We start from the raw sequence: 26,373 nt of genomic DNA on the forward strand, positions 1-26,373 counted from the left end.
CTATCAACCTGATGTGAAGATCAAAATGATGAATAAGCGTATCGGTATCACCATGCTGCTGCTGGCTCTGGCCGGATGCGCCGGCAAGGACGGCTTGCAACGGACTGAGATAGAGACCACCGCAGACGGCACCTCCACAGCCGATTCCGTCGGCGATTACAAAATCGCATTGGCGAATCGCATTGTCCAGGTTAATTCCACCAAGGTGTATATCGGCCGTCCACAGGCATTGTTGCGTTCGGTCGTCGTGGTCAAATATGTGGTCGATGCCAATGGTAGTTTGTTGCGCAGTGAAATCATGCGCTCCAATCGCGATCGCACCACAGAGGCCACTGCACTGTCCACTTTGCGCAGCACGGCGCCGTTTCCCAAGCCAGCATCCTCCCTGTTGCGTCATGGCAGGCTCGAGTTGATGGAGACCTGGCTATTCAACAACGATGGCCGCTTCCAGTTGCGTACGATAGCCGAAGCGCAAATGGATGAGTAGGCTGCTAGTAGCCTGCCAGCGCTTTGGCTTGCATTCAATTTCAACCCTGCTCCATCAATTACACATGCAAGAACGCACGCAATGAGTTTCAGCTGGTTAATGAATGCAACGATGGGCGCATTCCTGCTGCCGCCGCTGAATTTGATCCTGATGTGTGGCCTGGGTTTGTGGATGCGCCGCCGCTGGCCCCGTCTCGGTCTGGGTGTATCGATAGTGGCATTAGTTGTTTTAACGCTGATCAGTACGCGCTTCGGTGCCTCTTTATTCATCACCCCTCTGGAGCGATTGAATCCTCCTTTGCTGTTGCCGAAGGACGCCAATGCGCAGGCGATCGTTGTATTGGGTGGCGGGCGCATCGCCGCCGCGCCCGAATACGGTGGGCAAGATATTCCCAGCTCTGCCACCCTGCAAAGAATACGGTACGCGGCAACACTGCAGAGAGAGACCGCTTTGCCGGTGTTGGTAACCGGCGGCCAACCTGAAGGCGCATTGGCCTCGGAAGCATCGATCATGGCGCGCGTGTTGCAGGAAGATTTCTCGGTGCCGGTAAGATGGATAGAGGGCGCCTCTAACAATACAGCCGAGAATGCGCAGTATTCTTTTCGCATATTGCATGCTGCGGGCGTGCGCCGCATTCTTCTTGTCACGGATGCGCTGCATATGCAGCGTGCGAAACTGGTATTCGAACAGATGGGCCTGGAAGTGATTCCGGCACCTACCATTTTTATTAGTACGATGCGATCAACGCCGGCGGATTTCTTGCCAATGAGTTTGCACAATGCTTCTTATGCAATGCACGAATGGCTGGGACTCGCATGGTATGGCTTGCGTCATCGCAATCTTGCGCAGTAAAACAGGGCGATTGCAATGGTAATTCGCATCGGCGTTACATACTCTTACACTAGATAAAACTCTTCCTTTTCAAAGGCTTGCGTAAATTCCCCGGCGATATTGCTGATTAAATTTTCGCTTCATCGAACGACTCTGCCGTAGAGTCCTCCAACTTCTGCTTGTGATTAATAAGCTTTCATTCACTTCAGGAGTTTCCTATGAACTTGAAAAAAACTATTCATGCCATATCGTTTGTTGCTGTCGCTTCTCTTTCTTCCCTCGCAATGGCGCAGGGAGTCGGTGTTGGGGTAGGCGTGGGAGCAGGCGCAGGTAGTTCTGAATCCGGCTCCGGTGTTTCCGTCGGTGGCAAGGCAAATGTAGATACTGGAGCGCACGTTGGTGGTACTGGTGCCGCAGGTCGTGCCGATGCAGGTGCCGATAGCAAAGTGCGCGTTGAAAAGAAAGGTGCGCATCGATCAACGCTGGATACCAAGGCCGGTGCCGCTGCTGATGCCAATGTGCATAGCGCAGAACAGAAAGCCGCACGAGAAAAACGCGGTGTCGAAGCAAAGACCGATCTTGATGCGCGCGTCAAGGCACAACGGGGCAATTAATATCCCGGTATGCTCGGGGATTGCTTGAGCAATTTCCTGGGTGTGTAGCAAACAAAAAGCGACTTGCGGGTCGCTTTTTGTTTGATGGTTTTGTTTGATAAATCACGGCATCGACTGCACGCAAAAAGGATGTTCCTGTGCGCCTGTGCCGGCATTCCGCAGATTGATGCAGCACGTCTCTATCAATCTGCTTAAAATGAGAGGCCTGATCGCTTGATCATTACCATTTTTTAGGACGCAGCATGACTTTGATCGATAGCAAACGTCCTTCCAAGCTTTATTATTTTTCGGAGCGCAGCAGTCTTGAGCGCTCTTTATCTCTGGGCGAATTTCGTTTGAGCCCGCCGGCGCCAGATCCGACGATGCAACATGCAACTCCAGGCCATTATCTGGTGCTCGGCCTGATGCAAAGCTGGGATGGCAGCTTGTTCGATACCCAGCCGCGTGTCGACTCCTACCTGGTGGTGCACGACGCGGAGGAGTTCGGCGAACGTTTGCATAAAGCTGTGCAAAGAATGTTGCCCAACTGGGCCGGCATTGATGCGGCAATTTCATACGGTGCGCCCAGTCCTTTGGGTAAAGTGTTTTCGAAGGCCAAAAGCCTTGCCGGCGAAGACGAATGGCGTTTCGCCTGGCGTCCTATGCAGGCTGGCGCATCTGTCCATCCTGTCGTGATTAAAATCGGCAGCATTGAAGATATCGCCGAGCTGCATAGTCGCAACGATTGATCAGAGCATAAAGCGACTGCGCCTCACCATCCGATGGTCTTTCTAAGATGAATATCATGAAAACTCTGGAATTTGATGTGGCAGTGATAGGCGCCGGGAGCGCAGGTTTGTCGGCGTATCGTGCCGCCAAGGCCCACGGCAAGAGCGTGGCACTGATAGAGGGCGGCCCGTACGGCACCACTTGTGCACGCGTCGGCTGCATGCCGAGCAAATTGTTGATTGCTGCCGCAGAAGCTGCACATGCGGTAGCCGAGGCACCGGGTTTCGGCGTGCATGCGGGCGACTTGCGTATCGATGGCAAAGCCGTCATGCAACGCGTCAAGAGTGAGCGCGATCGCTTCGTCGGTTTCGTCGTCAAGGGCGTCGAGCATATCGATGCCGCCGAGCGCTTGCGCGGCCATGCACGTTTTATTGCTGCTGACAGGCTGCAGCTAGATGATCACACCGAGGTCATGGCGCGGCGCATGGTGATCGCCACCGGCTCCAGTCCGCAGATACCGCAAGAGTTGCGTGATCTGGGCAAGCATTTAATCGTCAATGATGATGTATTTGCCTGGGACGACTTGCCGGAATCTGTGGCCGTGATCGGCACCGGGATCATCGGCCTCGAGTTGGGCCAGGCCTTGCACCGGCTTGGCGTACGCGTTGCGATTTTTGGCCGCGGTGGCCGACTGGCTCAACTGAGTGACGATGTGATCAATCAAACGGCGATTGATTGCCTTGGCGGTGAACTCGATCTGCGTTTGAATACGACGCTGGTCAGTGCGAAACTGGCCGGCGAGCAGGTGGTGGTGCATACACGCAGCGACGACGGCGGTGAGCGTACCGAGCATTTCCAGTATGTACTCGCGGCGACCGGTCGTACGCCAAATATCGCAACACTGGAATTTGCAGCGACCGGCCTGCAGCTTAATGAGCGCGGTTTGCCTTTGTTCGATCCGCTGACGATGCAGTGTGGCGATAGCGCGATTTTTATGGCTGGCGACGTCGACAATGACAGGCCGCTGTTGCATGAAGCAACAGATGAGGGGCGTATTGCTGGCGACAACGCGGCGCGCTTTCCCCGTGTGGTGCAGGGTTTGCGGCGGGCCGGTTTGGGAATCGCCTTTACCGATCCGCAGATTGCAATGGTTGGGCAAACCCGGCGTACCTTGAAGCAAGGGCATTTCCAGACCGGCGAAGTGTCTTTTACGGATCAGGGGCGCAGTCGCGTCATGCGGCAGAATCGCGGTTTGCTGCGCGTGTATGGCGAGCGCGGCTCGCATCGCTTTCTCGGTGCTGAAATGATAGGTCCGCGTGCCGAGCACATCGCGCATTTATTGGCGTGGGCATGTCAGAACCAAATGACCGTGGATCAAATGCTCGATATGCCGTTTTATCATCCGGTGATAGAGGAGGGTGTGCGCACTGCTTTGCGGAATTTGAAAGAAAATCTGGTAAACCACGTCAGCGAGATCGAGCACTGCACAGATTGCACTCCCGGCGTTTGATCTGGATAAATTCAGATTTTCACGATTTATTTGCATCTAATGTGCGGTAACGCCTAGTCGGAGCGCTTGGAAATATGATAAAACTTAAGCAAGCATTCGGCAGGGCAATCTGAATGTTTGGCATTTGCAACTATTGACTAGCGCGGATGTCACACAGCTGACGATCACTGCATTCGTCCGATTGACGGCAATATGTATATAGGCCGCATAGAATTCCGTTGTTGGTCGCTGAAGCAGTCGTAGTCAGCCCGCAATAAGCCGAAGAGTATTCAATCCGCAGCACCGTTCTACAGATTTTTATCGAAGGCGGGCCGTGGTTTGTTTTGACCGTTTTGATCTGATAATAAGGGGCATCCACATGAAAGCATCTACCTTGAAAACCACACGGAGCGATATGAAAACTTTAGTTAAAGACGCGCAAGAACTTTTCCGTGAAGCGACCAGCGCGACTGGTGAACGGGCAGATGAGTTACGTAATCGAGGCCTGCAATTGCTGGATTCCGCCTTGACGCGTGCGCATGAAGTGCAAACGGCTGCGATTGAAACAGGCAAGGAAATTGCAGAAAAAACCGACGATTACGTGCATGAAAATCCATGGCGCGCAGTGGCGATTTCAGCCGGTGTGGGCGTGCTGGTGGGACTTTTGATTTCACGCAAGTAAGCGAGCGGATCAGACTATGGAACAGCCAAGCTCCCCTCCGCAAGATACTCGTCCTGGCTTGATTGGCGGCGTCGTCGAGCTCGCCAAGAATTCCTTCGGCTTGCTGATGAGCCGCATAGAACTTGCTGCGCTGGAGCTGGCTGAAGTCCGTACGCATCTGTTGCAATTGGTCGCCCTGTTCGCTCTGGGGACCATCGTTGCGTTTTTTGCGATTGGCTATTGGACAGTGCTGATTGCGTATCTCAGCTGGCCGATATTGGGCTGGAAGATCCTGCTTATTCTCGCCATCGTGTGTACGGTGATCGCAGCTGGCATTCTTTTCTACATTCAATCGCTGATCCGGCAAGGCAGGCTGTCCATGCCGGCCACAATGCAGGAATTGCGAAATGATCACGACGCATTGTTGTAATCGAAGAGGCTTTGCATGACACAAGATAATAAGCCGGGAAAAGTAGAGACGCTGGCGCAGCAAAAGCAAAGATTGCTGCAGCAGTGCACTGTATATCGTGCCGGTATTGGTCGCTCACGCAAGATAGTGCGTGACCATCTCGGCCCCGATGAACTGGCCAGGACCGCAATTGGTCTGGTCAGCATGCGTGCACAATCAGCCTTGGCTAATTTTTCCGATATGTTTGACCTGAAGAGTCTTTCCACCGCCAAGCTGCAGCGTTTGTTGCCACTGGTCGTCAGCGGCGTATCCCTGCTAGCCAAAGGTTCATTATGGCGGTCGCTTTTGCGCGGAGCGGCTGTCGCCGGTATCGGAGCGACGGCGATTTATTTTGTTACGCGCAAAAAGAAGACGACGAGTCACGAGCATGTCGCCTTGCATGAACATTTGTGACGTGCTGTGAAGTGGTCAAATATTGATCAAGCTTAAACGCATAGCTGTAGCGCATTAAAGCAAGCCATAAAAAAAGCCGACTGCAAGTCGGCTTTTTTATTGTCTGCAGAAGTGCTTACTTTGCAGGGGCCGCTGCATCTGCGGCTGGTGCAGCGGGTGCTGGCACTTTAGGCTCCGCAAACTTGGCTCCCGCGCTATTAGCCATCAATACAACCACGCGTTCCACTTCCACATCGTCCAGATCAGGGTTGCCACCCTTTGCCGGCATCGCACGTATGCCGTTGATGGCATGCTTGGCTAGAGTTTCGTAGCCTTGTGCAATACGTGGAGCCCAGGCACCGGCATCGCCGAGTTTAGGTGCGCCAGCTGCGCCCGTGGTATGACATGCAGCGCAAGCCATTTTGTAGACTTCCTCACCGGTTTTCAATACTTTTGGTGCATTCACATCCTTCAATGTGAAGCCTTCATCAGCAACCGGCTTGAGCCGCGCGGCCACTGCTTCAGGTGACAATCCATCGGATCCTGCCCCTATGGATTTGTCGTTGGTGACGTAAATCACTAACAAAACGATACAGATGATGGGGACCAGAAAGCCGGCCAGGATGGCTAAAATGAGTTGCTTAGGCGTTTTAATCGCTGATTCTTCGTGGTGTGCGTCGCTCATTATTCCCTCAATACAATTTCGAAAATCGTTAGACGGCGCATGCAGCCGATGATGATTGCGCGGTGCATGGTTTTAGCTCATGCCTTGCCAAACCCTTGATTATAGTCACAAAGTAGTCGATATGGAACGCTAAAACGTGGCTTTACGTGGACGGAAAGTCAGAAAAACGGTATCCTGCAGACCTCTTCAAGGGTTCCCCTTATGCGGCTGTAGCTCAGTGGATAGAGTATTGGCCTCCGAAGCCAAGGGTCGCTGGTTCGATTCCAGCCAGCCGCACCACGTATCCATCAGCGTTGTTAATTATTCAAACGGCTATCAAATAGCTAGATAGATGCATTCCAGCGTGCCCGCCATTCAACGAATTCGTCGAATGGCATGGGTTTGGCAATGAAATAACCTTGCGCTTCATCGCAGTGCAGTTCACGTAATTTATCCAGCAGCACCTTGTTTTCCACGCCTTCGGCGACGACCGACAGGCCCAGATTGTGGGCGAGATCGATGGTTGATTTGACGATTTTGGCGTCGCTTTCATCCTTGTCCATCGCCATCACGAATGATTTGTCTATCTTGAGTTCGTTGACCGGCAGGCGTTTGAGGTAAGCGAGCGATGAAAATCCTGTGCCGAAGTCATCAATCGATAGCTTGAATCCCTGCTCCGATAATTTATACAGCGTGGCTTCCGCGCGCTGCGGATCATCCATGATCGCGCTTTCGGTAATTTCGAGGCAGAAGGCGGATGGGGATACGTCACTTTCTTGCATGATGGAGCTTAAGCGCTGCGGGAAATCCGGATCCATCAAGTCGCGTGTGGATAAGTTGATGGCGATGCGCAAGTGTCCTTCGGTCGGTTGCAGACCGCGCCATTGTTGTGCCGCCGTTTCAAACATCCAGATGGTCAGTTGCCGTACAAAGCCGGTTTGTTCGGCAAACGGGATGAACTCCATGGGTGGTACCAAACCGCGCTGCGGATGCCGCCAACGAATCAAGGCTTCAGCTGCGACGACTTGTCCGGTGGCGGTTGCCACCTTGGGTTGAAGGAAGAGGCGCAGCTCGCCATTTTGCAAGGCATACCGCAAATCACTGAGCAGGGACAAGGTCAGCGAACTGGAAGAATCCAGTGCCGGCGTGTAAAACAAAACACCGGCAATTTTGTTCTTCGCCGCATGCATGGCGATTTCTGAACGGCTCAATAGCAAATCTGCATCCGTTGCATCGGCGGGCCAGCATGCCACGCCCATGCTGGCGCTAAGATCGACAGTTTGCTCATGCAGCGCCAATGGCACTTCAAATGCCTGGGTGATCTGCTGTGTAATTGCCAGTGCGCCTTGCGCATCCGACATCGATAGCAGAATGGCAAATTCATCACCTGCAAGGCGCGCAACCAAATTACCTTCGCCAGAAACTTGCTGCCGTAACCGTTCCGCCACTGCTTTCAACAATTCATCGCCAAAGGCGTAGCCGAGCACATCATTGACATGCTTGAAGCGATCCAGATTCAGGGTAATGATTGCCAGTGATGCATTACTGTCTTGATAGCTGTTGATTGCGGCTTTGAGCGTTTCACGAAATTTCTCCCGGTTAGGTAATCCGGTCAAGCGGTCCCAATAAGCAAGCCGCAAAATTTCGTCTCTTTGTGCTGCAATGCTGGTGCGCATGCTATCGAAGCCGTTCGCCAATAGCCCGACTTCATCGCCACGCTTTTTTCCGGTCACGGTAACGTCAAAATTCCCCGATGCCAGAGCCTTGGCCAACAGTGTGAGCTCTTTTAATGGCTGCGTAACCCAGCGCGCAGCTTGCTGGCTGCCGACAGCAAACAACAAGACGCCGCCCAATGTAATCAAGCCCAGCATCCACTGTAATTTGGAAAAAGGTGCATTCACTTCCGCAATCGAACGCATCAACACAACTTGCAGAGGTTCACCCAGGGTATCGAGGGAAACATAACGTGCGACCAGTTGGTCACCATTGATAGATATTTCCTGCGCGCCGACTTGCGCCGCGCGCAGGATGGCATCGCGCTGCTCGGGCAAGGTCGTCAGTTTCAGGTCGTGCATGGCTGCGTTTTTGCCGGAGAGCAGGGTCACGTGCACACCGGACAAACGTTTCAGATCGGTCAGCAAGGGTTGACTGACGGGGAAGCCCATCAATACCCAGCCGACCGTCAGGGGGGCGCGTACCGGAATCATCACAAACTGAAATACGCCGCCATTCACGAGTGCGATCCGGCTGCCATCCACATCCTTGGACAGCGTTGCGCCGATATCGCTTAAAACATGGGCAACCATGCCATCGTTGCCGCCCGCCTGACTGGAGCTGACTAGTCGCAGACTGGGGTCCAGCAGAGCCGCAATCGAGGCGCCTATGCGCTCTCCGCTGTTTTCCAGCGCAGATGCGATAGTCTCCTGGTCGCCCGTGGTAACTGCAGAACGGAAGCCGTAGTCGGCGGCGAGGACAATGGATGCTTCGCGCAAACGCTGTGCGTTTTGTTGCAGCAAGCGATCCCAGATACGCGCACCGACGGTAAGATCGGAAGAGATTTCATTGCGCACCTGACGTTCGACCGCCGCGCGCACGGCCCAAAAGCCGGCGATCTGTACGGCCAGCAGCAAGCCCAGCATCACGATGACGATGCGGGATGACAAGCTCATGTTGTGCAGCCGTTGTTTCCAGACACTCATTGCGGCCCTAATCCTTTCAGGGTCACATTGATAGCCGCGTTGTTGGCATCCAGTTTCAACACTTGTTTGGTAGCGGGGGCGCCGACCGGTAAACGACTGTGCCAGACTCGCAAGCTGTACTCGCCAGGTGGCACATCATTGATGGACAACAGCCCGTTGGCGGTCGCCACTCCATAAAACGGCGTGTCGACGACGAGAATATAGGCAATCATCTGGTCATGGATATTGCACCCCATGACGACCACGCCTGCCTGATCGAACTGGACAGGATTGGTTGGCGTACCTACATACAGCTTGAGTTCAAAACGTTTGGCGGGCGAAAATGAATAAACATGGTGACGCACCGTATCGAGATTGGGAAACGACACGTTGGTGCCGGCAGGAATAACCAGCAGCGACGGGATAAAGGCTTTATCCCTCTGTGCCATTTGTGCAAGCGGTAATGGCTTGACCATGCGTTTGGCTTGCGCAGATTCGAGGAAAACCACCGCATCGCGCAAAGGTTTGCCGGATTCATCGAGGACTGTCACGCCGAGATTGCCAGCCATGGCGCTACCCGCAATCAAGCAGCCGAGCAGCAGTCCTGCCAAATATACGGTCGTGCGGGTCATGGTTCTATCGCGAGCCCTGTCACCGCTTCACCATTGCCCAGGATGCCCAAGGATGTCGCATGTCCTGATTTCAAATCAATTTGCACCAGACGTGTTTGTTTCGATTTGGCAGTGCGGACCGCAGCCAACGGTGTATTAGCCAGATCGGAAATATCAAAGGATACATCTTGCAACTTCCCGAGTCCGAGCGAGCCGATGGTCGTCAACTGCCCCAGATTGGGCGACACGACAGGTTGCGAATTTTCCTCTGATCCTTGCATGAGCAATGCGCCTAAGGAGCCGTCGATGGCGTAATTAGTCGTCAGTTTTTCATTCTTTTTGTTATAGGTATACGCGGCAGCAACGACATTAGGTTTCTTGCCGAAATTGGTATCACCGGCAGCAAATGTCAGAGAAGGGTCTGCCTGTACGCCGTCCGTTTTCGGATCGAAGTCGACTTGAGTGCCGGTCTCCGGATGAAATCGCAGATTCATGCCGCCGGATGAAACGACGCGAATACGATCTGCCGCCGGATTGAAATCAAACCCTATCGTTTGCGCCTGCAAGCCAGGGATCGCGACACTCGCGCCAACTGGCGACAAATCACCAGTAACGGTATTGATGGTGTAGAGGCGTCCGATCTGCGTCAAGCCAAACAACACGCCGCGCGAAACGCGGTAATCGATCCCCACCAGATTTTCCCCGTGCATCAGTCCTTTGATCGGCTTGCGTTGCAATACCTTTCCTGGCGCTGCGGCATTCACCTGAATCAACTCATTGGTCGTGGTGACCGCCCACACTGAAGAGGGTAATGCAGATCCCGAAAGTTTCGGTGTTTGTGCCAGCGCATGCGTCATCACAACAGTACTGAAGGCAGTCATCATCGAAAGGCACAAACAGCGATTCAATGGGGTACGTGAAGGGCTTTGTACTTTCGGCATGACAGAGATTCCTTAGGGTCGTGAGGCAGATGAAGTAAGTGACGTATTTCAAACGTACGCCTGACAAACAGGCAAACCATGTAAATATGATGCGTCAAAGAATTTAAATACTACAGGAAAACAATGGGTTTCTCGCTGGCGCACCATGCTCTTTTCTCATATTGATGGCATGCGTGAGCGCATTTAAGAAAATGGCAATATCTTTGCAGCAGAATCTGTTTTCAATTATCGAGAATGCAACTCTCAACTTTTTACATGCCGGTAGCGCTCAAAAAGAAAAAGCCGGCTTTGAAGCCGGCTCTTACTTGTATGTGCATGCCGAGGCATGGTTATGTCAGTTTGTTACGCGCGCTGCGATATGCGCCAGCGCTTCTTCCACCTGATCAACCAGTATCAGGCAAAGATCGCCGTCTTGCAGGCTTTCAAGGGCAGTATCGATGGCAAGGAATTCGCCGCGAATTTCTGTAACGGATTGCACGCGCTGGGCTTTGGTTAGGCCTTCGCGCAACAAGCCCAGTACTTCGCCGTCGGCGCGACCGCGCTGGCATTGATCTTCGTACAGGATCACATCATCGAAAGCATCGCCAAGGATTTCAGTTTGACGACGCAAATCGTCGTCGCGTCGGTCGCCCGCGCCGCTGATGACAACCATGCGGCGCTTGGCCGGCATGGCTTCCACTGCACGTGTCAGCGCTTCAATGGCATCCGGATTGTGACCGTAATCCGCAATCACAGTCGCGCCACGATGCGAGAAAAGATTGAAGCGGCCTGGTGTAGTGGCAGCGCTGTTCTCAAATGTGCGCAAACCAGTCAGCACGATATCCCAGTCGAGGCTCAAGCCCCATGCCGCGCCGATTGCTGCCATCGCATTTTCAACCTGAAAGCCGATCAAGCCATTGTGCGTGATAGGAATGTCGGCCAACTTGATCCGATGCTCGAAGTTGCCTTCGGACGCAACAATGTCAGTGCCGTCCAGATAGATTACGCGATGACCTTGTGCGCGGTGCGTTGCGAGTACTGGCTGATGGACGTCCTTTGCAAAAAAAGTAATGCTGCCTGAGCAGCTGGAAGCCATATTGGCGACCATGGGATCTGCAGCATTCAAAACGGCGCTGCCATTGGGCGCGACGTTTTGCACGATGACGCGTTTCACGACTGCCAGATCTTCTACGGTTGAAATGAAGTTCAGGCCGAGATGGTCGCCGACGCCAATGTTCGTCACTACCGCGACATTGCAACGGTCAAAGCCCAGGCCTTCGCGCAATACGCCGCCACGTGCGGTTTCAAAAACTGCTGCATCGACATCCGGGTGCATCAATACATTACGTGCGCTGCGCGGGCCGCTGCAGTCACCGGTATCGATGCGTTCATTTTCGATATACACGCCATCGGTAGTGGTCATGCCGACCCGATGTTGGTTCGCTTGCAGGATATGTGCGATCAAACGGACGGTGGTGGTTTTGCCATTGGTGCCGGCTACCGCGACCACCGGGATACGGCCATCGTCACCTGCGGCAAACATGGTGGAAATAATCGCTTCACCGACAGGACGGCCTTTGCCGAATGAGGGCTTGATGTGCATGCGCAAGCCAGGAGCGGCATTGACTTCGACGATGCCGCCGCCTTGTTCTTCCATGGTCTTGTTGACGGTTTCGCACACCAGATCCACGCCGCAGATATCGAGGCCGATCATTTGTGCTGCTTCGATCACACGCGCCGCCATTTCCGGATGTACGTCGTCGGTGACATCGGTCGCGATGCCGCCCGTACTCAGGTTGGCATTGTTGCGCAGCAGGACCGGTGAACCTTTGGCGGGAATGCTGGCCAGGTTGTAATTCTGCTTCTCCAGCGTCGCCAGGGTCGTGTTATCGACTTTGATCTTGGTCAAAGGCGTGGCGTGGCCATCGCCGCGCAAAGGGTCGAGATTGATCTGGTCGATCAATTGCTGGACGGTTTGCACGCCATCGCCGATGACTTCCGGCGGGGTGCGACGGGCCGCCGCGATCAATTGTTTGCCGACCACGAGGAAGCGGTAATCCTGTCCCGATATATAGCGCTCGATCACGACATCGTCGCAGATGACTTGTGCTGCCGCAAAACCGGCTTCGATCTCTTCGCGGGTTTTCAGATTGACGGAAACGCCTTTGCCCTGATTGCCATCACGCGGTTTGATGACCACGGCGGCGCCGATTTCGGTAGCAGCCAGCCATGCATCTTCTGCCGTGGTTACCGAGCGGCCATCAGGCACCGGCACGCCAGCTGCGCTTAACAGCAGCTTGGTCATTTCCTTGTCTTGTGCAATCGATTCAGCAATCGCGCTGGTGAAGCCGGTTTCCGCAGCTTGAATGCGCAATTGCTTGCTGCCCCAGCCGAACTGCACCATGCTGCCTTCGGTCAGGCGGCGATACGGAATACCGCGCGCCACTGCTGCATCGACGATGGAGCCGGTTGAAGGTCCGAGGCGGATGTCTTCGTCCAGTTCGCGCAGTCTTGCCAGTGCGGTGGCCAGATTGAACAGCGTATCTTCCACTGCGGCGCGGCAAAGTTCTTGCGCCAGTTCAAAGGCAAGGCGACCGACAGCTTCTTCGGTATATTCGACAACGACTTGATAGGTGTCTTTTTCGACGGTTTCAATCGTGCGGCTGAACGTCACCGGGCAACCGGCTTGCGCTTGCAAGCCCAGTGCTGCGAACTCGAGCACATCGGCCATTGAGAACGCTTGTTTCGGACGCGCGCTTTCAATGAACTTGATTTCCGGGAAGCGAGCGCGCAAGCGGTCTTCGAAGCCGGGAATTGCAGCAATGTCTTGTTCCGATTCATTGCACGACACAATGGCTTCGATCGACGTGTGCCGGCTCCAGAGGTTGGGGCCGCGCAGGGCGCGAACGCGGGATATTTCCATGGACATCTTCCTTCTTGGCGCAGCCGCCCGTTTGGGCTTGGCTTTGCGCGACACTTTGTTATTGGATGCAGAAGTGTAAACCGCATCGGTCTGTTTATTATCGTGATATGCGAAAACAGTGCTCATGGCGTTTAGGCGGCGATGGCCGCTTCGGTTGGTTCAAACGATTCAATCCCGACGCGCATCAAGTCGGGGCTGACGCCAAGTGCCCATGCGGCTGCAATGGCGGCTAATACAGTTTCGATATTCAGGCTGGCAACATCTGGTGCTGCATGCGGGATCAGGATTTCTTCCTTGCCTGATGCCAGCACAATCTGACCATCGCGCAAGAAAACGGCACGTTGGCCTTCTTCCAGATGCGTAGCGATTGCGGCGGTACCGGCTGAAGCAGCGAAGAAAATCACGCTACCGTCACACAAAGAAGCGAGTTCTGCGACGCGTGCATCGGCGGCATTCAATACTGCGACACCGGTCGGCAATACGACATCGACCTGAGTACGCGCCACGCGGCTCATCTGGTCGGCATCATCGATATAGAACTCTGGCAGGCTGCCAGCCGGATCAATATTCGTGACAACGCCGATTTGACACCAGTCGTAGGCAAGGCCTTCAGAAAGGATGGCTTTGCTGTCATTTTCAAACACGGCGGTTTCGACCATGCGGTTAATCAGGACCTGGCGCGAGGCATCCCAGTTGTCGCTGGATTTTTTGGTAACCTGGCGTTGGTGCAGGAATAGGCCGTCCTTGCAGGCGAGACCGACATATGTGCCCTGCAGGTGCAACAGCCATGCGATCAGACGCGAGACAGCGGTGGTGCCGTGCGAGCCGGTGACGCCAACGATAGGGATGCGACCACTTTCATCTTCAGCAAACAAATGATCGACGATGGCGCGGCCAACCGGACGAGCCGGGCCATCCGCTGGTTTCAAATGCATCAGCAAACCGGGGCCGGCGTTGACTTCAACGATGGCGCCACCTTGTTCATTCAATGGTTTGGAAATATCTTCGATCACCATATCGACGCCGGCGATATCCAAGCCGACGATACGGGCCGCCAGCGCTGCGGCAGCGGCTACGGTTGGATGGACCTGGTCGGTCACGTCGCAGGAGACATTGCCGTTGCGTTGCACCAGAACGCGTTCGCCTTCTTTCGGCATGGATTCGGTCGTAAAGCCCTGACGTGCTAGTTGTAGCAAGACTGGGCGTGGATCATCGTCCGGATCGGTCAAGATCAGATTGAGTGGGTGCTCTTCGCTACTGCCGCGACGTGGGTCGCTATTGAGTTGACTTTCAATCAGTTGCATGACGGTGGATGCACCGTCGCCGGTGATCCAGGCTTCTTCGCCGCGCGCTGCTGCAACCAGCTTGCCGCCGACGACCAGCAGACGGTGTTCGTCGCCGCGTACGAAGCGCTCGACGATGACGTCGCTGCTTTCCTGCTCAGCCAGCTCAAATGCGGCGCGTACTTCGGCTTCGGTGTTGAGGTTAATCGACACACCGCGACCATGGTTGCCATCGAGTGGCTTGACCACGACCGGTAGGCCGATACTTTCTGCCGCATCCCACGCCGCATTCGCTGAATCGACAATGCTGCCTTCAGGTACGGGCACGCCACAAGACTGCAGCAGGGTTTTGGTCAGTTCTTTATCGCGCGAGATGGTTTCGGCAATCGCGCTGGTCTGGTCGGTTTCGGCGGTCCAGATGCGGCGCTGCTTGATGCCGTAGCCGAGTTGCACCAGATTGCCATCGTTCAGGCGCATCGATGGAATACGCCTGTCGGTTGCCGCCTCGACGATGCAGCCGGTACTTGGACCCAGGGCGACGGATTCCAGAATACTGCGCAGATGATCTACTGTCGATTTGACATCAAATGGTTTGTCTTCGATGGCGGCCATCACCAGATCGCGGGCGGCAACCAGGGCGGCGCGGCTGACTTCTTCATGGCGGGCGCGAACGACGACTTTGTAGACGCCGCGTTTGGATGTTTCGCGTGCCTTGCCGAACCCGCTTTGCATGCCGGCCAGATTCTGCAGTTCGATCATCACGTGTTCCATGATGTGACCGGGCCAGGTGCCTTCACGCACCCGCATCAAAAAGCCGCCGTGTACGCCGACGCCGCAATGATGCTCAACCAGGCTAGGCAGCCAGGCTGTCAGGCGTTCATAGAATCCCGGGATGGTATTGGATGGCGAGTCTTCCAGATCGCCTATGTCCACCCAAGCCTCAAGCACCGGGCGATACGTCCAAATATTCGGTCCACGTAGACTCAGCACATCGATGATATCGATGGTTTTATTGTTCATTTTATAATTTGTGGGTGAGTGTTCAAGCCAAAAATTCTATGGCTAAAATTGATGTAACGCTGTCGGCGTTATTTGGTTTACTTGTTTCGCGATTATATTTCACACGTTGCTAAATACGCAGCAACAAGTGCAGGTGTTTGGATATACTGGCCGCAATTTGAGATAAAACCATATATTCTGGTTGCAAGTTCAATCAACATCCGTTCTTCACGAAACACCTTCCTGCCTTGATGAAAACCGCGTTTCCACCACTATTGTCAACAAGACATGCTATTCCTGCTCTCTGGCAGGATGTCAATGGCCAATTGAGCAACGACGAAATCATACTCGCTCATCTGGAACTTGATCTTGACCTGAGTTTGCATTTCGTACCTGGCATCGTCATTCTGACCAATTTGCGCCTGTTAACCCGCTCGCTGGGCGAAGCCGGCTGGCAAAGCTGGTCTTGTCATACTGCCGATCTGGCGCTCAAACATTACGACCATGCCGGTGTCGGCACACTGGAATTGCAGGACGCCACATCGCGGCTGGCAAGCTGGCGCTATACGCTGGCACAAAACCCCGATGCTTTGGCCTTGTTGACGCAATTCGATCGTTTGCGCGTGGAAATCACTACCGGCGTGAAGGCAGCTGTTGCCGAGCCGGATGCAGAATTGGAAGAAGAGACAGAGGCCGAGGCCGATGTCGCGGCAGAAGAACAGGCGCCATCGACGGCGTCGCTGTTCCGCTTGTGGCGTTTCGCCCGGCCTTACCGCGGTCAATTGCTGGCCGGTTTCCTGCTGACGCTGGCGTCTACTGCCGCGACGCTGGTGCCGCCTTACCTGACGATGCCGTTGATGGATAACGTCTTGATCCCGTATCAAAACGGCGCGCCGCTCGACACCGCTTTGGTTTCGCTGTATCTCGGCGGTTTGTTTGGCGCGGCTTTGGTCGCCTGGGGTTTGGGTTGGGCCAAGACTTATATTCTGGCCTTGGTCAGCGAACGCATAGGCGCGGATTTGCGCACCACGACTTACGAACATTTGCTGCGCTTGTCGCTGCAATATTTCGGCGGCAAGCGTACCGGCGATTTGATGACGCGTATCGGCTCAGAGACCGATCGCATTTGCGTCTTCCTGTCCCTGCATTTGCTGGATTTCTTCACTGATGTGTTGATGATCGTGATGACGGCGGTGATTCTGGCGTCGATCAATCCTTGGCTGGCGCTGGTGACCTTGTTGCCGCTGCCTTTCATCGCCTGGATGATTCATGTGGTGCGCGACAAGTTGCGCAATGGCTTTGAAAAAGTCGATCGCATCTGGTCGCAGGTGACCAACGTGCTGGCTGATACGATACCCGGCATACGCGTGGTCAAGGCATTTGCACAGGAAAAACGCGAAGCCGCACGTTTTCGCGAAGCCAATAATCATAATCTGGTGATCAACGACAGGGTCAATAAAGTCTGGTCGCTGTTTTCACCCACCGTTACCTTCCTGACCGAAATCGGTTTGCTGGTGGTGTGGGCCTTCGGTATATGGCAGGTGTCGCGCGGCATGATCACGGTCGGCGTGCTGGTGGCATTCCTTGCCTACATCAGTCGCTTTTATACGCGTCTGGATTCCATGAGCCGCATCGTTTCAGTGACGCAAAAAGCCGCGACCGGCGCCAAGCGGATTTTCGATATTCTGGATCATGTTTCCAGCGTGCCGGAAGCTGCGAATCCGGTACGCATGGAAAAAGTGCAGGGTCGCATCACGATACGCGACATCGGTTTCCGTTACGGCAATCGCGCGGTAATACGCGGCCTCGATCTGAATATTCAGCCGGGTGAAATGATAGGCCTGGTCGGTCACAGTGGCTCCGGGAAAAGTACGCTGGTGAATTTGATTTGCCGTTTCTACGATGTGTCGCAGGGTTCTATCATGGTGGATGGCGTCGATATCCGCTCCATCGCGATTCCGGAATATCGCCGTAATATCGGCCTCGTGCTGCAAGAGCCTTTCCTGTTCTTTGGCACGATTGCCGACAATATCGCTTACGGCAAGCCGGATGCAAGTCGCGAAGACATCATCGCTGCAGCGCGTGCTGCAAATGCGCATGAATTTATTTTGCGTCTGCCGCATGGCTACGATTCCATGGTTGGTGAGCGCGGGCAAACCTTGTCGGGCGGCGAGCGTCAGCGTATTTCGATCGCACGTGCCTTGCTGATCGATCCGCATATCCTGATTCTCGATGAGGCCACCTCATCGGTCGATACCACGACCGAACGCGAGATTCAAAAAGCACTCGATAATCTGGTGCGCGGCCGCACCACGATCGCCATCGCGCATCGACTGTCGACCTTGCGTCGCGCTGACAGGATTGTCGTGATGGATAGGGGCCATATTGTTGAAGTCGGTTCGCACGATGAATTGCTGGCGCGCCAGGGTGCGTATTACAAGCTGTATCAGGCGCAGCAACGGCAGGCCGAAGATATGCTGGAAGACAGTGCAGGGAAGGAAGTGGCATGAGCGACAACGATATTCAATCAACTCAATCCAGACAGTTCCAGCTCAGCCGCAACGCTTTCGGCAAATTGATTTATACCGCCGACGGTGATGATGAAGTTCATGAAGGCGTGGTGCCGGTGCGTTCGTTTCCGATCGCCGCGCCTGATGTCGGTATCGCGATTGTCAGTACCGACGGCCGCGAACTGGCGTGGATAGAGAAATTGAGCGACTTGCCGGATGCGACACGCCTGCTGCTGGAAGAAGAGCTGGCCAATCGCGAATTCCTGCCCGAGATCAAGCAAATCAAGCATGTATCAGTCTTCGCATCGCCCAGCACCTGGACAGTGGTCACCAATCGCGGCGACGCGCTACTGGTGTTGAAAGGCGAAGAAGATATACGCCGCATCGGTGAATCGGCTTTGATCATTGCCGACGCGCATGGCATTCAGTTCCTGATTCGTGATTTGAAGCAGCTGGACAAGCACAGCCGCAAACTGCTGGACCGATTCCTGTAATAGATTGCAGGCATGTGTTGCAAATGCCTGCCTGCTAACCTGCAATCCTGCAAAAGGGGGTAGCCTTGATGTCGACGTCCCATCGTTCGCAAGATCGCTCGCAGAAGCATTTGCCGACCGCATTGCAGAATCTTGCCTTGCCGGTCATCGCCGCCCCGATGTTCATCGCCAGCGGTCCGGAGCTGGTGCTGGCGCAATGCAAGGCCGGCATCGTCGGTGCCTTTCCCGCATTGAATGCACGGCCGGCCGAGATGCTGGATACCTGGCTGACCAAGATGCAGGCTGATCTGGCTGCATACAAGACGGAAAATCCGGATGCGATTATCGGTCCGATAGCCGTCAATCAAATCGTCCATCAATCGAATGATCGCCTCGCCCATGATGTCGCGGTGTGCGTCAAACATCGGATACCCATCATCATTTCATCGCTGCGTGCACCGCCTGCGGAAATGATGGATGCGATACACAGTTACGGCGGCATTGTCTTGCATGATGTGATCTCGATACGTCATGCACAAAAAGCGCTGGAAGCGGGCGTCGATGGCTTGATCCTGGTGGCGGCCGGGGCCGGTGGTCACGCCGGTTTGCTGTCACCATTTGCGCTGGTTGGCGAAGTAAGAAAATTCTTCAACGGGCCGATCGCCTTGTCGGGTGCGATTGCAACGGGCGATGCAGTGCTGGCGGCGCAAGCAATGGGCGCAGACTTTGCGTACATAGGTTCGCGCTGGCTGGCGAGCAAGGAATCGAATGTCGATGATGCGTATCGTCAGGCCATCGTGACGTCCACTGCTGCGGACGTGATCTACAGTAATTTGTTTACCGGTGTGCACGGTAACTACCTGAGGCAATCCATCATCAACGCAGGACTGGATCCCGATCACTTGCCACAGGCTGACAAGACCGTGATGAATTTCGGTTCCGGTGGCGGCAGCAAGATCAAGGCCTGGCGCGATATCTGGGGTGCAGGCCAAGGCGTGGGCCTGATGGATGAGGTTGCTGGCGTAGCGGAGATCGTGCAGCGCTTGCGTGCTGAATACGATGCAGCGAAAGCACGTTTGAGCATTTAACGGTGCGATTCCCGTCACGCGGAAATCGCACCTGGTTTTGTATTAAAACTTCACGTTAAAACCCGAAGCTGGCACCGGCACCCATCAGCGTCGCAATCCCCAGGACGACAAAAATGACTGCAGCAATGCGATGCACGATTTTTACCGGCATCCTGTTGGCAATCTTGTCACCGAAGTAAACCGCAGGCGCATTCGCCAGCATCATGCCGAATGTCGTGCCAGCCACCACCCAGAAAAATGAATGGTATTGCGCTGCCAAGGCCACGGTTGCCACTTGCGTCTTGTCGCCCATCTCTGCCAGGAAGAAGGCAATCAAGGTGGTTGTGAAGACGCCGTACTTGGCAAGCTTGGCATCGCCTTCATCGAGCTTGTCGGGTATCAGGATCCAGCCCGCCATCAACAGGAAAGAAACGCCCAGCACCCAACGCAAGGTTTCAGGTCCGAGTACCGTCGTGATCCAGGTGCCGATAGCAGCTGCGAACGCGTGATTGGCAATCGTCGCCACCAGAATGGCGAGCACGATAGGTAAAGGTCGACGGAATTTTGCAGCGAGGAGAAAAGCGAGCAGTTGTGTTTTGTCGCCGATTTCAGCGAGGGCAACAATGCCGGTGGAGACGAAGAATGCTTCCATGTTGGGGATGTACTTTCTCGGGCCGGACGAATAACCAAAGCACAAACAGCGACCCCGGCCCATGCGGTCGTCATTTGAGCTATGGTCTCGCCAAGTCTGTTGACTATCTGCACCATGGCCTGCGGGCCAAGAATGTTGACGCAGATTCCTTTGTTGCCAAAGGCCGGCTACTCCCCAATGTTCGAGGCGAATGATAGCAGAAGCAAATAATTTTGGCTCGCTGCTTTTTCGCGGGAGGGAATTATTGACGCTTGTTTAACTCCAACGTATTGCCACAAAAGCAGCTTGAAATGCACGCAGGATTTACGCAAATTCAAGTTCACACTGTAAAAAATACAAAGAAGTACAAGGAGATTCGATGGCTAGCAAACTGACAGACGCAAAAGTATCCACTATCAAAAAGGGAACGGAGCAAGACAAGCTTGATGAGCGCAATCCTGCTTCCGGCGAGGATGAACAGGCACCGCGTTTGCCGCATGAGCGAGATGAATCCATCGATAGCCAGCAAGACCGGCCGCGCAAGGATATCAAGCAGGCATTTGATGATATCGATGAAGGCCAGATGGATACCGACAGGCGCGGCATGCCTGGCGTGGAAGAAGTCGAGCGTAAAAAACCGGGCAATGTGCAGGAGGATATTCCGGCTTCATCGCGCATGCCGTCCAGCATTCCAAAGAAATAGTCTGGTCCTGGCAAAGCCTTGAGTTGGACGATCGCGCTGGCTCAGGGCCGCTAATTTAGGCGTTGCTCTTAATCCGTGACCTGTACATCGGGTGACGCCGCCGAGCGGCTGCCGGCGACGGCGTGATTGCTGCAGCCGTGATAGGCGAAGGCGACCGAGGTTTTGACCGCCGGCGTGGCGTTAACGCCAGCCGCGTGAAACAGCCAGCTGTGAAAAAACACCACGTCGCCTTGCTGCAGTTCGACCGCTTTCCCTTGTGCGAAGATCGCCTGATTGGCCGGATGCTCGGGCCGCAAAAAATCCAGCTCGTCGAGTTGCTCGCGTGCGATGTGCAGACGATGCGAACCAGGGATGAACTTCAAGCCGCCGTTGTCCGGCGTTTCGTCACCCAGCGCCAGCCATACGCAAATCAAGTCCGGTTGCGTGAACGACCAGTAACGAATGTCGCGGTGCCAGCCGGTAGCGGTGCCGTATTGCGGATGCTTGGTCATCACACAGTTGTGGTGCGCCAGCGTCAGGCACACCGGCTCGTCGAATAACTGTCGCAACCTGGCAACCACGCGTACATCTTCCGCCCAATCGTGGAAACACGCATCACGATCATACGCACCGCGCAGACGGCGCACGGTTCTGCCGCCTTCTGCTTCCAGCGATGCGGGCGCGCCGGCATACCCCAGTTCCGCCTCGTATTCCAGCGGTGGCAGGGCAGCCCGCAACTGTTCTGCCGCAACGGCGAGCATGCGTTCGCAAGCTGCCGGCTCCAGCATGGCGCGGAAAACCAGATAGCCATCGGTCTTGAATTGCTCAATCTGTTCGCTGGTAAGCCCGGTATCCATAGCCGTCGTTTGTTTCGTGCTCATGTTGAATGCGGGGGCGGATTGATAGGGTTGGGAAGAATAGTGTAGCGCCAGTTCAACTTGCATGTTGAACTGGCGCTCATCGGTTATTGCGCGGCAGGCGTTGCCGGCGAACTGGAAGCGACGACGCGGTTACGCCCTTCGTTTTTTGCCTGATACAGCGCTTTATCGGCGCGACCAAAAAAGCTTAGCCATGTTTCGCGATACGCATATTCAACCACACCCAGGCTGGTCGTCATGCATAGTTCGCTCGCACCCAGTTCGAAGTCGTGACTGGCGATCATGACGCGTATTTTTTCGGCCAGTGCAGCAGCTTTCTCCAGCGGGCAATCTTTCAGCAAGACCAGAAATTCTTCGCCGCCCCAGCGGGTGACGATATCGCTTTCGCGGACTGCGCCTTTGGTGATGCTGGCGATGTCTTTCAAAACGCGGTCGCCAGTCAGATGGCCGTGGTTGTCGTTCACCATTTTGAAGAAATCGATATCGAACAGGATGACCGACAGCGGTATGCGGCGGCGTTCGCTATCCAGAATCGCTTGCTGGAACACGATCTCAAACGCCTGGCGATTCAGCAGGCCGGTCAGGGCGTCGGTGCCCGCGATGATTTCCAGCCGGCGTTGATAGCGATTGACGGCGAGCAAGGTCAGCGCGAGGATCAGCAGCGTGACGATGGCGCTGACGATGATATTGATAAAGAACACGCGCTCGATAGGCCGCACGTCATCGGTAATATCCTGTTCTACCAGCAGATACCAATCCAGCTCTGGAATAAATCGCGAGCTCATCAGGATGGTTGCGCCATCGTGCTGGTATTCGAGTTGCGTCGGACGTGTATCGCGATTGAGGATGTCCTTGGCGATCGAGGAAACACCGGGCAGCTTGCTAATCGAGCCGTGAATATTCTTCATCGATTTGCCCGCAATCTTGATTTCACCTTTGTCGTCTGTGAAATAAATATTCCGATGGAAACGCTTCTGGTAACTATCCAGAATGGCAGTCATCGTATCGAGCGTCAGGCCGACGCCGGTCGCGCCGATAAATTTGCCGTCGTAGTCAAATACCCGATGATTGATGAAAATCGTCATCGTGTCGCGATTGGCCATGTCGTTATCGACATTGGTTTCATAATCCGTTTTCATTTCGCGCACGCGATAGAACCATGTGTCGCGCGGTTCATCCTTCTTGACTGCCTTCAGCAAACCGCCTGCATAGTAATAATTTTGGGTGTTTTCGGAAACCAGAAAGCTGGTGATCGTGTTGTACTTCTCCTTGACCTCTTTCAGATAGCGCTTGATCTGCGTGATGTCTGTTTCCCCGGCGATGATCCAATCGCGCAGAAAGGTATCGCTGGCCATCAGTGATGAGATAAAGACCGGGCGCAGAATGTCCTTTTGAATTTCTGAATAAATATTGTCGCTGGTGAGGGGCAAGGCCTGCTCCACCACGTTCTGCCGGATCGCATCACGAGATACGATATAACTGGCAATGATCGTGGTCAGGAAGCCGCCGATCAGCAAAATGCTGATCCATGTGAGTAAGCGATATTTTTCTGAAAAGAGGCGCATGAATTCGTGACGAAGGGAGTGGGGTCGCCGATTGCGATAGTCGGCATTATAAGGGCAGCGTTTCTGCAGTCCGCCCTGGATGCAACAGTACGCCTAGCGTGTAGTCGACGTGTCTGCGGGCAGGCCGCTGGGCTGAAAGACGTGGCCGGCAGCCTGCCACTTATCGACATGCCACTTCCAGTTGATGCGGCCGGTCAGATTACCTTCGTCATCCAGTCCCTCTACCGGACCATGAAACACGGCGAACATCACGGCACCGTTGGGGCTGACCGGTTGGTGCACGGCGCCATCGCTTTCCCACAGATAGCAGCCGGTTTCAAATGGGCGTTCCGGCTCATCGCGATAGTGGAATCCTCCCTCCAGCATATAACCTTCTACCGCGCCTACATGGCGATGCATGGGTGCGGCCGCACCTGCTTCAAATTTGATCAGCAGCGTAAAGCGGCCAGTGACCGCGTCTGCATGCAGCAACTTGAAGTGCGCGCCCGGCATTGCCCACGGCAACCACTCCATCTGTTGTGGCTGGCAGGTATACAGGGTGCCGATCTGGTCTGGCGGCTGTTTCATTTCTGGCGGGTTCATCGTGTTATCTACTCTTGCTTGATCATGTTAATTGCCACGCGCGTGCGCCGGTGGTGGCACGTCGCTCTTACTGTTCTGTCTTACTGCTCTGTCCGGTTTAGGTACGAATCACATTTACGTATAATGAAAAAATCCCAACTCGCTCTTCCCAACATGACGCGCATCTGTCCCAAGTGTTCCTACGTTCGCAAGCCGACTGATGAAGCGCCGGAGTGGCAATGCCCATCCTGTCAGGTTGCCTACGTCAAGGCCTCCGGCGAGGCGGTCTCCGCCAATTACGGGCGCTACGCTACACCAGTTGCAAAAAACAAATCGACATCAGCTGCGCTGAAGTGGGCAGTCATACTGGCGATCTTCGGTGCCGGCCTCTATTTCGGCAAGCCGTTCTGGGCGGACAAGCAGGCTTCGGTCGTCTCGACTGCTCGCGCGGCGCAACCAGAAGTGACATTGTATGCCACTGAGTGGTGCGGCTACTGTGCCGCCGCGCGTCAGCTGTTCGACGCCAACGGAATTGCGTACACGGAACTGGACGTTGAAAAATCCAGTGCCGGTTACGAGGGCCATAAAAAACTCAATGGCAATGGTGTGCCGCTGATCGTGATCGGCGACAAAGTCATACGCGGCTATAGCGAAGGTGAAATACGTTCCAGCCTGCAACCCTGGCTGAATAAAACCTGATTTAGCCCAGCCTGATTCAGCACTCGAAGATGCGTGCCAAGATCGGCGCATCTGCAAAATAGGAAAGATCGCTATGCGTAAAACGAAACTCCCGTCTGGTGAAGCGGTACCGGTACTCGGTCAGGGCACCTGGTATATGGGCGATGAGCCGCATCGCCGCGCTGAAGAAATTGCCACGCTGCGGCTCGGGCTTGATCTCGGCTTGAGCTTGATCGATACCGCGGAAATGTACGGCGATGGCGCCTCCGAAAAATTGGTGGGCGAGGCGATTGCCGGTCGCCGCGATGAAGTTTTCCTGGTCAGCAAGGTGTTGCCCGGTAATGCCACCCGCAGCGGCACGATTGCGGCATGCGAGCGCAGTCTGAAGCGACTGGGTACCGATCGCATCGATCTGTATTTGCTGCACTGGCGTGGCCGTACCCCGTTTGCCGAAACCATTGCCGCCTTCGAAGCCTTGCAGGATTCCGGGAAAATCCGTCATTGGGGCGTCAGCAATATGGATGTGGGCGACATGCAGGAAATCGCGCGAGCGCCCGGCGGCGATGCCATGGCGACCGATCAGGTGTTGTACAACCTGATGCGCCGCGGCATAGAATATGATTTGTTGCCGCAAGCGCAGGCCAGAGGATTGCCGCTGATGGCTTACTCGCCCATCGAGCAGGGACGCCTGACCGAATATCCGGAAGTGGAAGAAATCGCCGACCGGCATGGCGCCACGCCGGCACAGATTGCGCTGGCCTGGGTGTTGCGCCAGCAAGGCGTGATCGCGATTCCAAAAGCGTCGACGTTCAGCCATGTACAAGAGAATCGCGCCGCGCTGGAAATCAAATTGACAGAGCAGGATCTGGCTGAACTGGATGAAGCCTTTCCGCCGCCAAACGGGCCGGAATCCCTGGAAATGCTGTGATGGTCATGTGAAGATGGCCTGCAACGGCAGGCCATCTTTTCTGCGTCTTGTGTCTGTTTAATTCAAGGCCTGGTCGCTGCGATCCTGCAGTGCCCCGCGCAACAAATCAAAAGCCTGAAGCGTGAACGCATCGGCCTGACTGCATTTCATTTTCAATCGCAGCGTCACTGCATCGCCGTATTGCGCGTCCAGCACAGACACGTCGTATTGTTCGCACAATCTGCGCAAGGTCGATTCATCGGCAAACTGCAGAACAAAACGCCGTTCGCACATGGCCTCCACCGGCATCAGTTCCGCATTCTTGATCGCTTCCGAAATCGCCTGCCCATACGCGCGCGCCAAACCGCCTGCGCCCAGCTTGGTGCCGCCCCAGTAGCGCACCACCACTGCCAGCACATTGAAGACATCCTTGTGCACCAGCACGTTATACATCGGGCGCGCGGCCGTGCCCGATGGCTCGCCGTCGTCATCCAGACCGGAGTCGCCCTCGCATATCAGCACCCAGCAAAAATGCACGGCATTCGGATGTTGCGCCCGCAATGCCAATAGTGTTGCGCGCGCCTCGGCGCGTGTCGTCAGCGGATACAGCAAGCCGATGAAGCGACTCTTCTTGATCTCTATTTCGGCGTTGGCGGCTGCGGCTAGTTGATACATGCGTACAGACAAGTGAAAGAAAAATACTGTGAACCCG

At 54.8% G+C, this 26,373-nt stretch carries 25 protein-coding genes, 1 tRNA gene and 1 riboswitch; of the genes, 15 read left to right on the plus strand and 11 right to left on the minus strand.

Features of this window, described 5'->3' with window-relative positions; translation table 11 throughout:
• Window positions 1-28: 28 nt before the first annotated feature.
• The 8 genes from ACFQO0_RS07145 to ACFQO0_RS07180 all read left to right on the plus strand — a co-directional run bounded on the left by ACFQO0_RS07145 (window position 29) and on the right by ACFQO0_RS07180 (window position 5,652).
• A complete protein-coding gene (locus ACFQO0_RS07145; RefSeq protein WP_382234057.1) occupies window positions 29-487 on the plus strand; it encodes a TonB family protein in 459 nt (152 codons plus the stop codon).
• A gap of 81 nt (window positions 488-568) precedes the next feature.
• A complete protein-coding gene (locus tag ACFQO0_RS07150) occupies window positions 569-1,339 on the plus strand; it encodes a YdcF family protein (protein WP_382233326.1) in 771 nt (256 codons plus the stop codon).
• 197 nt (window positions 1,340-1,536) lie between these two features.
• Window positions 1,537-1,932, plus strand: coding sequence for a hypothetical protein (locus ACFQO0_RS07155; RefSeq protein ID WP_382233327.1), 396 nt, complete (start codon window positions 1,537-1,539; stop codon window positions 1,930-1,932).
• Window positions 1,933-2,174: 242 nt separating this feature from the next.
• Complete coding sequence (locus ACFQO0_RS07160) at window positions 2,175-2,660, plus strand: hypothetical protein (protein WP_382233328.1); 486 nt, start codon at window positions 2,175-2,177, stop codon at window positions 2,658-2,660.
• Between the two features lie 56 nt (window positions 2,661-2,716).
• The gene (locus ACFQO0_RS07165) at window positions 2,717-4,150 is read left to right on the plus strand and encodes a dihydrolipoyl dehydrogenase (RefSeq protein ID WP_382233329.1); all 1,434 of its coding nucleotides are present in this window, start codon (window positions 2,717-2,719) and stop codon (window positions 4,148-4,150) included.
• 358 nt (window positions 4,151-4,508) lie between these two features.
• Entirely contained in the window at window positions 4,509-4,811 is a 303-nt protein-coding gene (locus tag ACFQO0_RS07170; RefSeq protein WP_382233330.1) for an ElaB/YgaM/YqjD family protein, read from the plus strand.
• Between the two features lie 16 nt (window positions 4,812-4,827).
• Window positions 4,828-5,220, plus strand: coding sequence for a phage holin family protein (locus ACFQO0_RS07175; protein ID WP_382233331.1), 393 nt, complete (start codon window positions 4,828-4,830; stop codon window positions 5,218-5,220).
• Window positions 5,221-5,235: 15 nt separating this feature from the next.
• Window positions 5,236-5,652, plus strand: a complete 417-nt coding sequence (locus tag ACFQO0_RS07180; protein WP_382233332.1) for a hypothetical protein — start codon at window positions 5,236-5,238, stop codon at window positions 5,650-5,652.
• Between the two features lie 115 nt (window positions 5,653-5,767).
• Here ACFQO0_RS07180 and ACFQO0_RS07185 read toward each other — a convergent pair whose 3' ends face one another.
• On the minus strand, window positions 5,768-6,316 hold the full coding sequence (locus ACFQO0_RS07185; RefSeq protein ID WP_382233333.1) for a c-type cytochrome: 549 nt from the start codon (window positions 6,314-6,316) through the stop codon (window positions 5,768-5,770).
• Between the two features lie 203 nt (window positions 6,317-6,519).
• Here ACFQO0_RS07185 and ACFQO0_RS07190 point away from each other — a divergent pair.
• Window positions 6,520-6,595 (plus strand) — tRNA-Arg (locus tag ACFQO0_RS07190).
• Window positions 6,596-6,639: 44 nt separating this feature from the next.
• Here the strand turns inward: ACFQO0_RS07190 and ACFQO0_RS07195 are convergent.
• From ACFQO0_RS07195 to ACFQO0_RS07215, 5 genes are all read right to left on the minus strand, one after another.
• A complete protein-coding gene (locus ACFQO0_RS07195) occupies window positions 6,640-8,994 on the minus strand; it encodes a putative bifunctional diguanylate cyclase/phosphodiesterase (RefSeq protein ID WP_382233334.1) in 2,355 nt (784 codons plus the stop codon).
• Entirely contained in the window at window positions 8,991-9,605 is a 615-nt protein-coding gene (locus tag ACFQO0_RS07200) for a methylamine utilization protein (RefSeq protein ID WP_382233335.1), read from the minus strand. Before ACFQO0_RS07200 ends, ACFQO0_RS07195 begins: the two co-directional genes overlap by 4 nt.
• Window positions 9,602-10,525 (minus strand): DUF4394 domain-containing protein, encoded by a 924-nt coding sequence (locus ACFQO0_RS07205; RefSeq protein ID WP_382233336.1) that lies wholly within the window; start codon window positions 10,523-10,525, stop codon window positions 9,602-9,604. The genes ACFQO0_RS07200 and ACFQO0_RS07205 overlap by 4 nt, the downstream gene beginning before the upstream one ends.
• A gap of 334 nt (window positions 10,526-10,859) precedes the next feature.
• Entirely contained in the window at window positions 10,860-13,427 is a 2,568-nt protein-coding gene (gene cphA / locus ACFQO0_RS07210) for a cyanophycin synthetase (protein ID WP_382233337.1), read from the minus strand.
• Between the two features lie 131 nt (window positions 13,428-13,558).
• The gene (locus ACFQO0_RS07215; RefSeq protein WP_382233338.1) at window positions 13,559-15,730 is read right to left on the minus strand and encodes a cyanophycin synthetase; all 2,172 of its coding nucleotides are present in this window, start codon (window positions 15,728-15,730) and stop codon (window positions 13,559-13,561) included.
• A 230-nt stretch (window positions 15,731-15,960) separates the two neighbouring features.
• Here ACFQO0_RS07215 and ACFQO0_RS07220 point away from each other — a divergent pair, with 230 nt between their 5' ends.
• The 3 genes from ACFQO0_RS07220 (at window position 15,961) to ACFQO0_RS07230 (ending at window position 19,780) form a co-directional block, all read left to right on the plus strand.
• A complete protein-coding gene (locus ACFQO0_RS07220) occupies window positions 15,961-18,219 on the plus strand; it encodes a cyanophycin metabolism-associated ABC transporter (RefSeq protein ID WP_382233340.1) in 2,259 nt (752 codons plus the stop codon).
• Window positions 18,216-18,713 carry a cyanophycin metabolism-associated DUF1854 family protein gene (locus tag ACFQO0_RS07225; protein ID WP_382233341.1) on the plus strand — a complete coding sequence of 166 codons (498 nt, stop codon included), beginning with the start codon at window positions 18,216-18,218 and terminating at the stop codon, window positions 18,711-18,713. The genes ACFQO0_RS07220 and ACFQO0_RS07225 overlap by 4 nt, the downstream gene beginning before the upstream one ends.
• A gap of 68 nt (window positions 18,714-18,781) precedes the next feature.
• Complete coding sequence (locus ACFQO0_RS07230; RefSeq protein WP_382233342.1) at window positions 18,782-19,780, plus strand: NAD(P)H-dependent flavin oxidoreductase; 999 nt, start codon at window positions 18,782-18,784, stop codon at window positions 19,778-19,780.
• Between the two features lie 55 nt (window positions 19,781-19,835).
• Here ACFQO0_RS07230 and ACFQO0_RS07235 read toward each other — a convergent pair whose 3' ends face one another.
• A complete protein-coding gene (locus ACFQO0_RS07235; protein ID WP_382233343.1) occupies window positions 19,836-20,411 on the minus strand; it encodes a TMEM165/GDT1 family protein in 576 nt (191 codons plus the stop codon).
• A gap of 17 nt (window positions 20,412-20,428) precedes the next feature.
• A riboswitch (yybP-ykoY riboswitch) is annotated at window positions 20,429-20,599 on the minus strand.
• Window positions 20,600-20,769: 170 nt separating this feature from the next.
• Here ACFQO0_RS07235 and ACFQO0_RS07240 point away from each other — a divergent pair.
• Window positions 20,770-21,093 carry a hypothetical protein gene (locus tag ACFQO0_RS07240; RefSeq protein ID WP_382233344.1) on the plus strand — a complete coding sequence of 108 codons (324 nt, stop codon included), beginning with the start codon at window positions 20,770-20,772 and terminating at the stop codon, window positions 21,091-21,093.
• A gap of 68 nt (window positions 21,094-21,161) precedes the next feature.
• Here the strand turns inward: ACFQO0_RS07240 and ACFQO0_RS07245 are convergent, their stop codons facing one another.
• From ACFQO0_RS07245 to ACFQO0_RS07255, 3 genes are all read right to left on the minus strand, one after another.
• On the minus strand, window positions 21,162-21,929 hold the full coding sequence (locus ACFQO0_RS07245) for a phytanoyl-CoA dioxygenase family protein (protein WP_382234059.1): 768 nt from the start codon (window positions 21,927-21,929) through the stop codon (window positions 21,162-21,164).
• 107 nt (window positions 21,930-22,036) lie between these two features.
• Window positions 22,037-23,515: a sensor domain-containing diguanylate cyclase gene (locus ACFQO0_RS07250; RefSeq protein ID WP_382233345.1), complete on the minus strand. Its 1,479-nt coding sequence runs from the start codon at window positions 23,513-23,515 to the stop codon at window positions 22,037-22,039.
• 93 nt (window positions 23,516-23,608) lie between these two features.
• Complete coding sequence (locus tag ACFQO0_RS07255) at window positions 23,609-24,097, minus strand: 2,4'-dihydroxyacetophenone dioxygenase family protein (protein WP_382233346.1); 489 nt, start codon at window positions 24,095-24,097, stop codon at window positions 23,609-23,611.
• A gap of 123 nt (window positions 24,098-24,220) precedes the next feature.
• Here ACFQO0_RS07255 and ACFQO0_RS07260 point away from each other — a divergent pair, with 123 nt between their 5' ends.
• Together ACFQO0_RS07260 and ACFQO0_RS07265 are read left to right on the plus strand one after the other, a co-directional pair.
• Complete coding sequence (locus ACFQO0_RS07260; RefSeq protein WP_382233347.1) at window positions 24,221-24,775, plus strand: glutaredoxin family protein; 555 nt, start codon at window positions 24,221-24,223, stop codon at window positions 24,773-24,775.
• Between the two features lie 73 nt (window positions 24,776-24,848).
• Entirely contained in the window at window positions 24,849-25,682 is an 834-nt protein-coding gene (locus ACFQO0_RS07265; RefSeq protein WP_382233348.1) for an aldo/keto reductase, read from the plus strand.
• A 57-nt stretch (window positions 25,683-25,739) separates the two neighbouring features.
• Here ACFQO0_RS07265 and ACFQO0_RS07270 read toward each other — a convergent pair whose 3' ends face one another.
• Window positions 25,740-26,336, minus strand: a complete 597-nt coding sequence (locus ACFQO0_RS07270; protein WP_382233349.1) for an IMPACT family protein — start codon at window positions 26,334-26,336, stop codon at window positions 25,740-25,742.
• Between the last annotated feature and the right edge of the window lie 37 nt (window positions 26,337-26,373).

Source organism: Herminiimonas aquatilis (genome assembly GCF_042665175.1).
GTDB classification, from domain to species: Bacteria; Pseudomonadota; Gammaproteobacteria; order Burkholderiales; family Burkholderiaceae_D; genus Oxalicibacterium; species Oxalicibacterium aquatilis.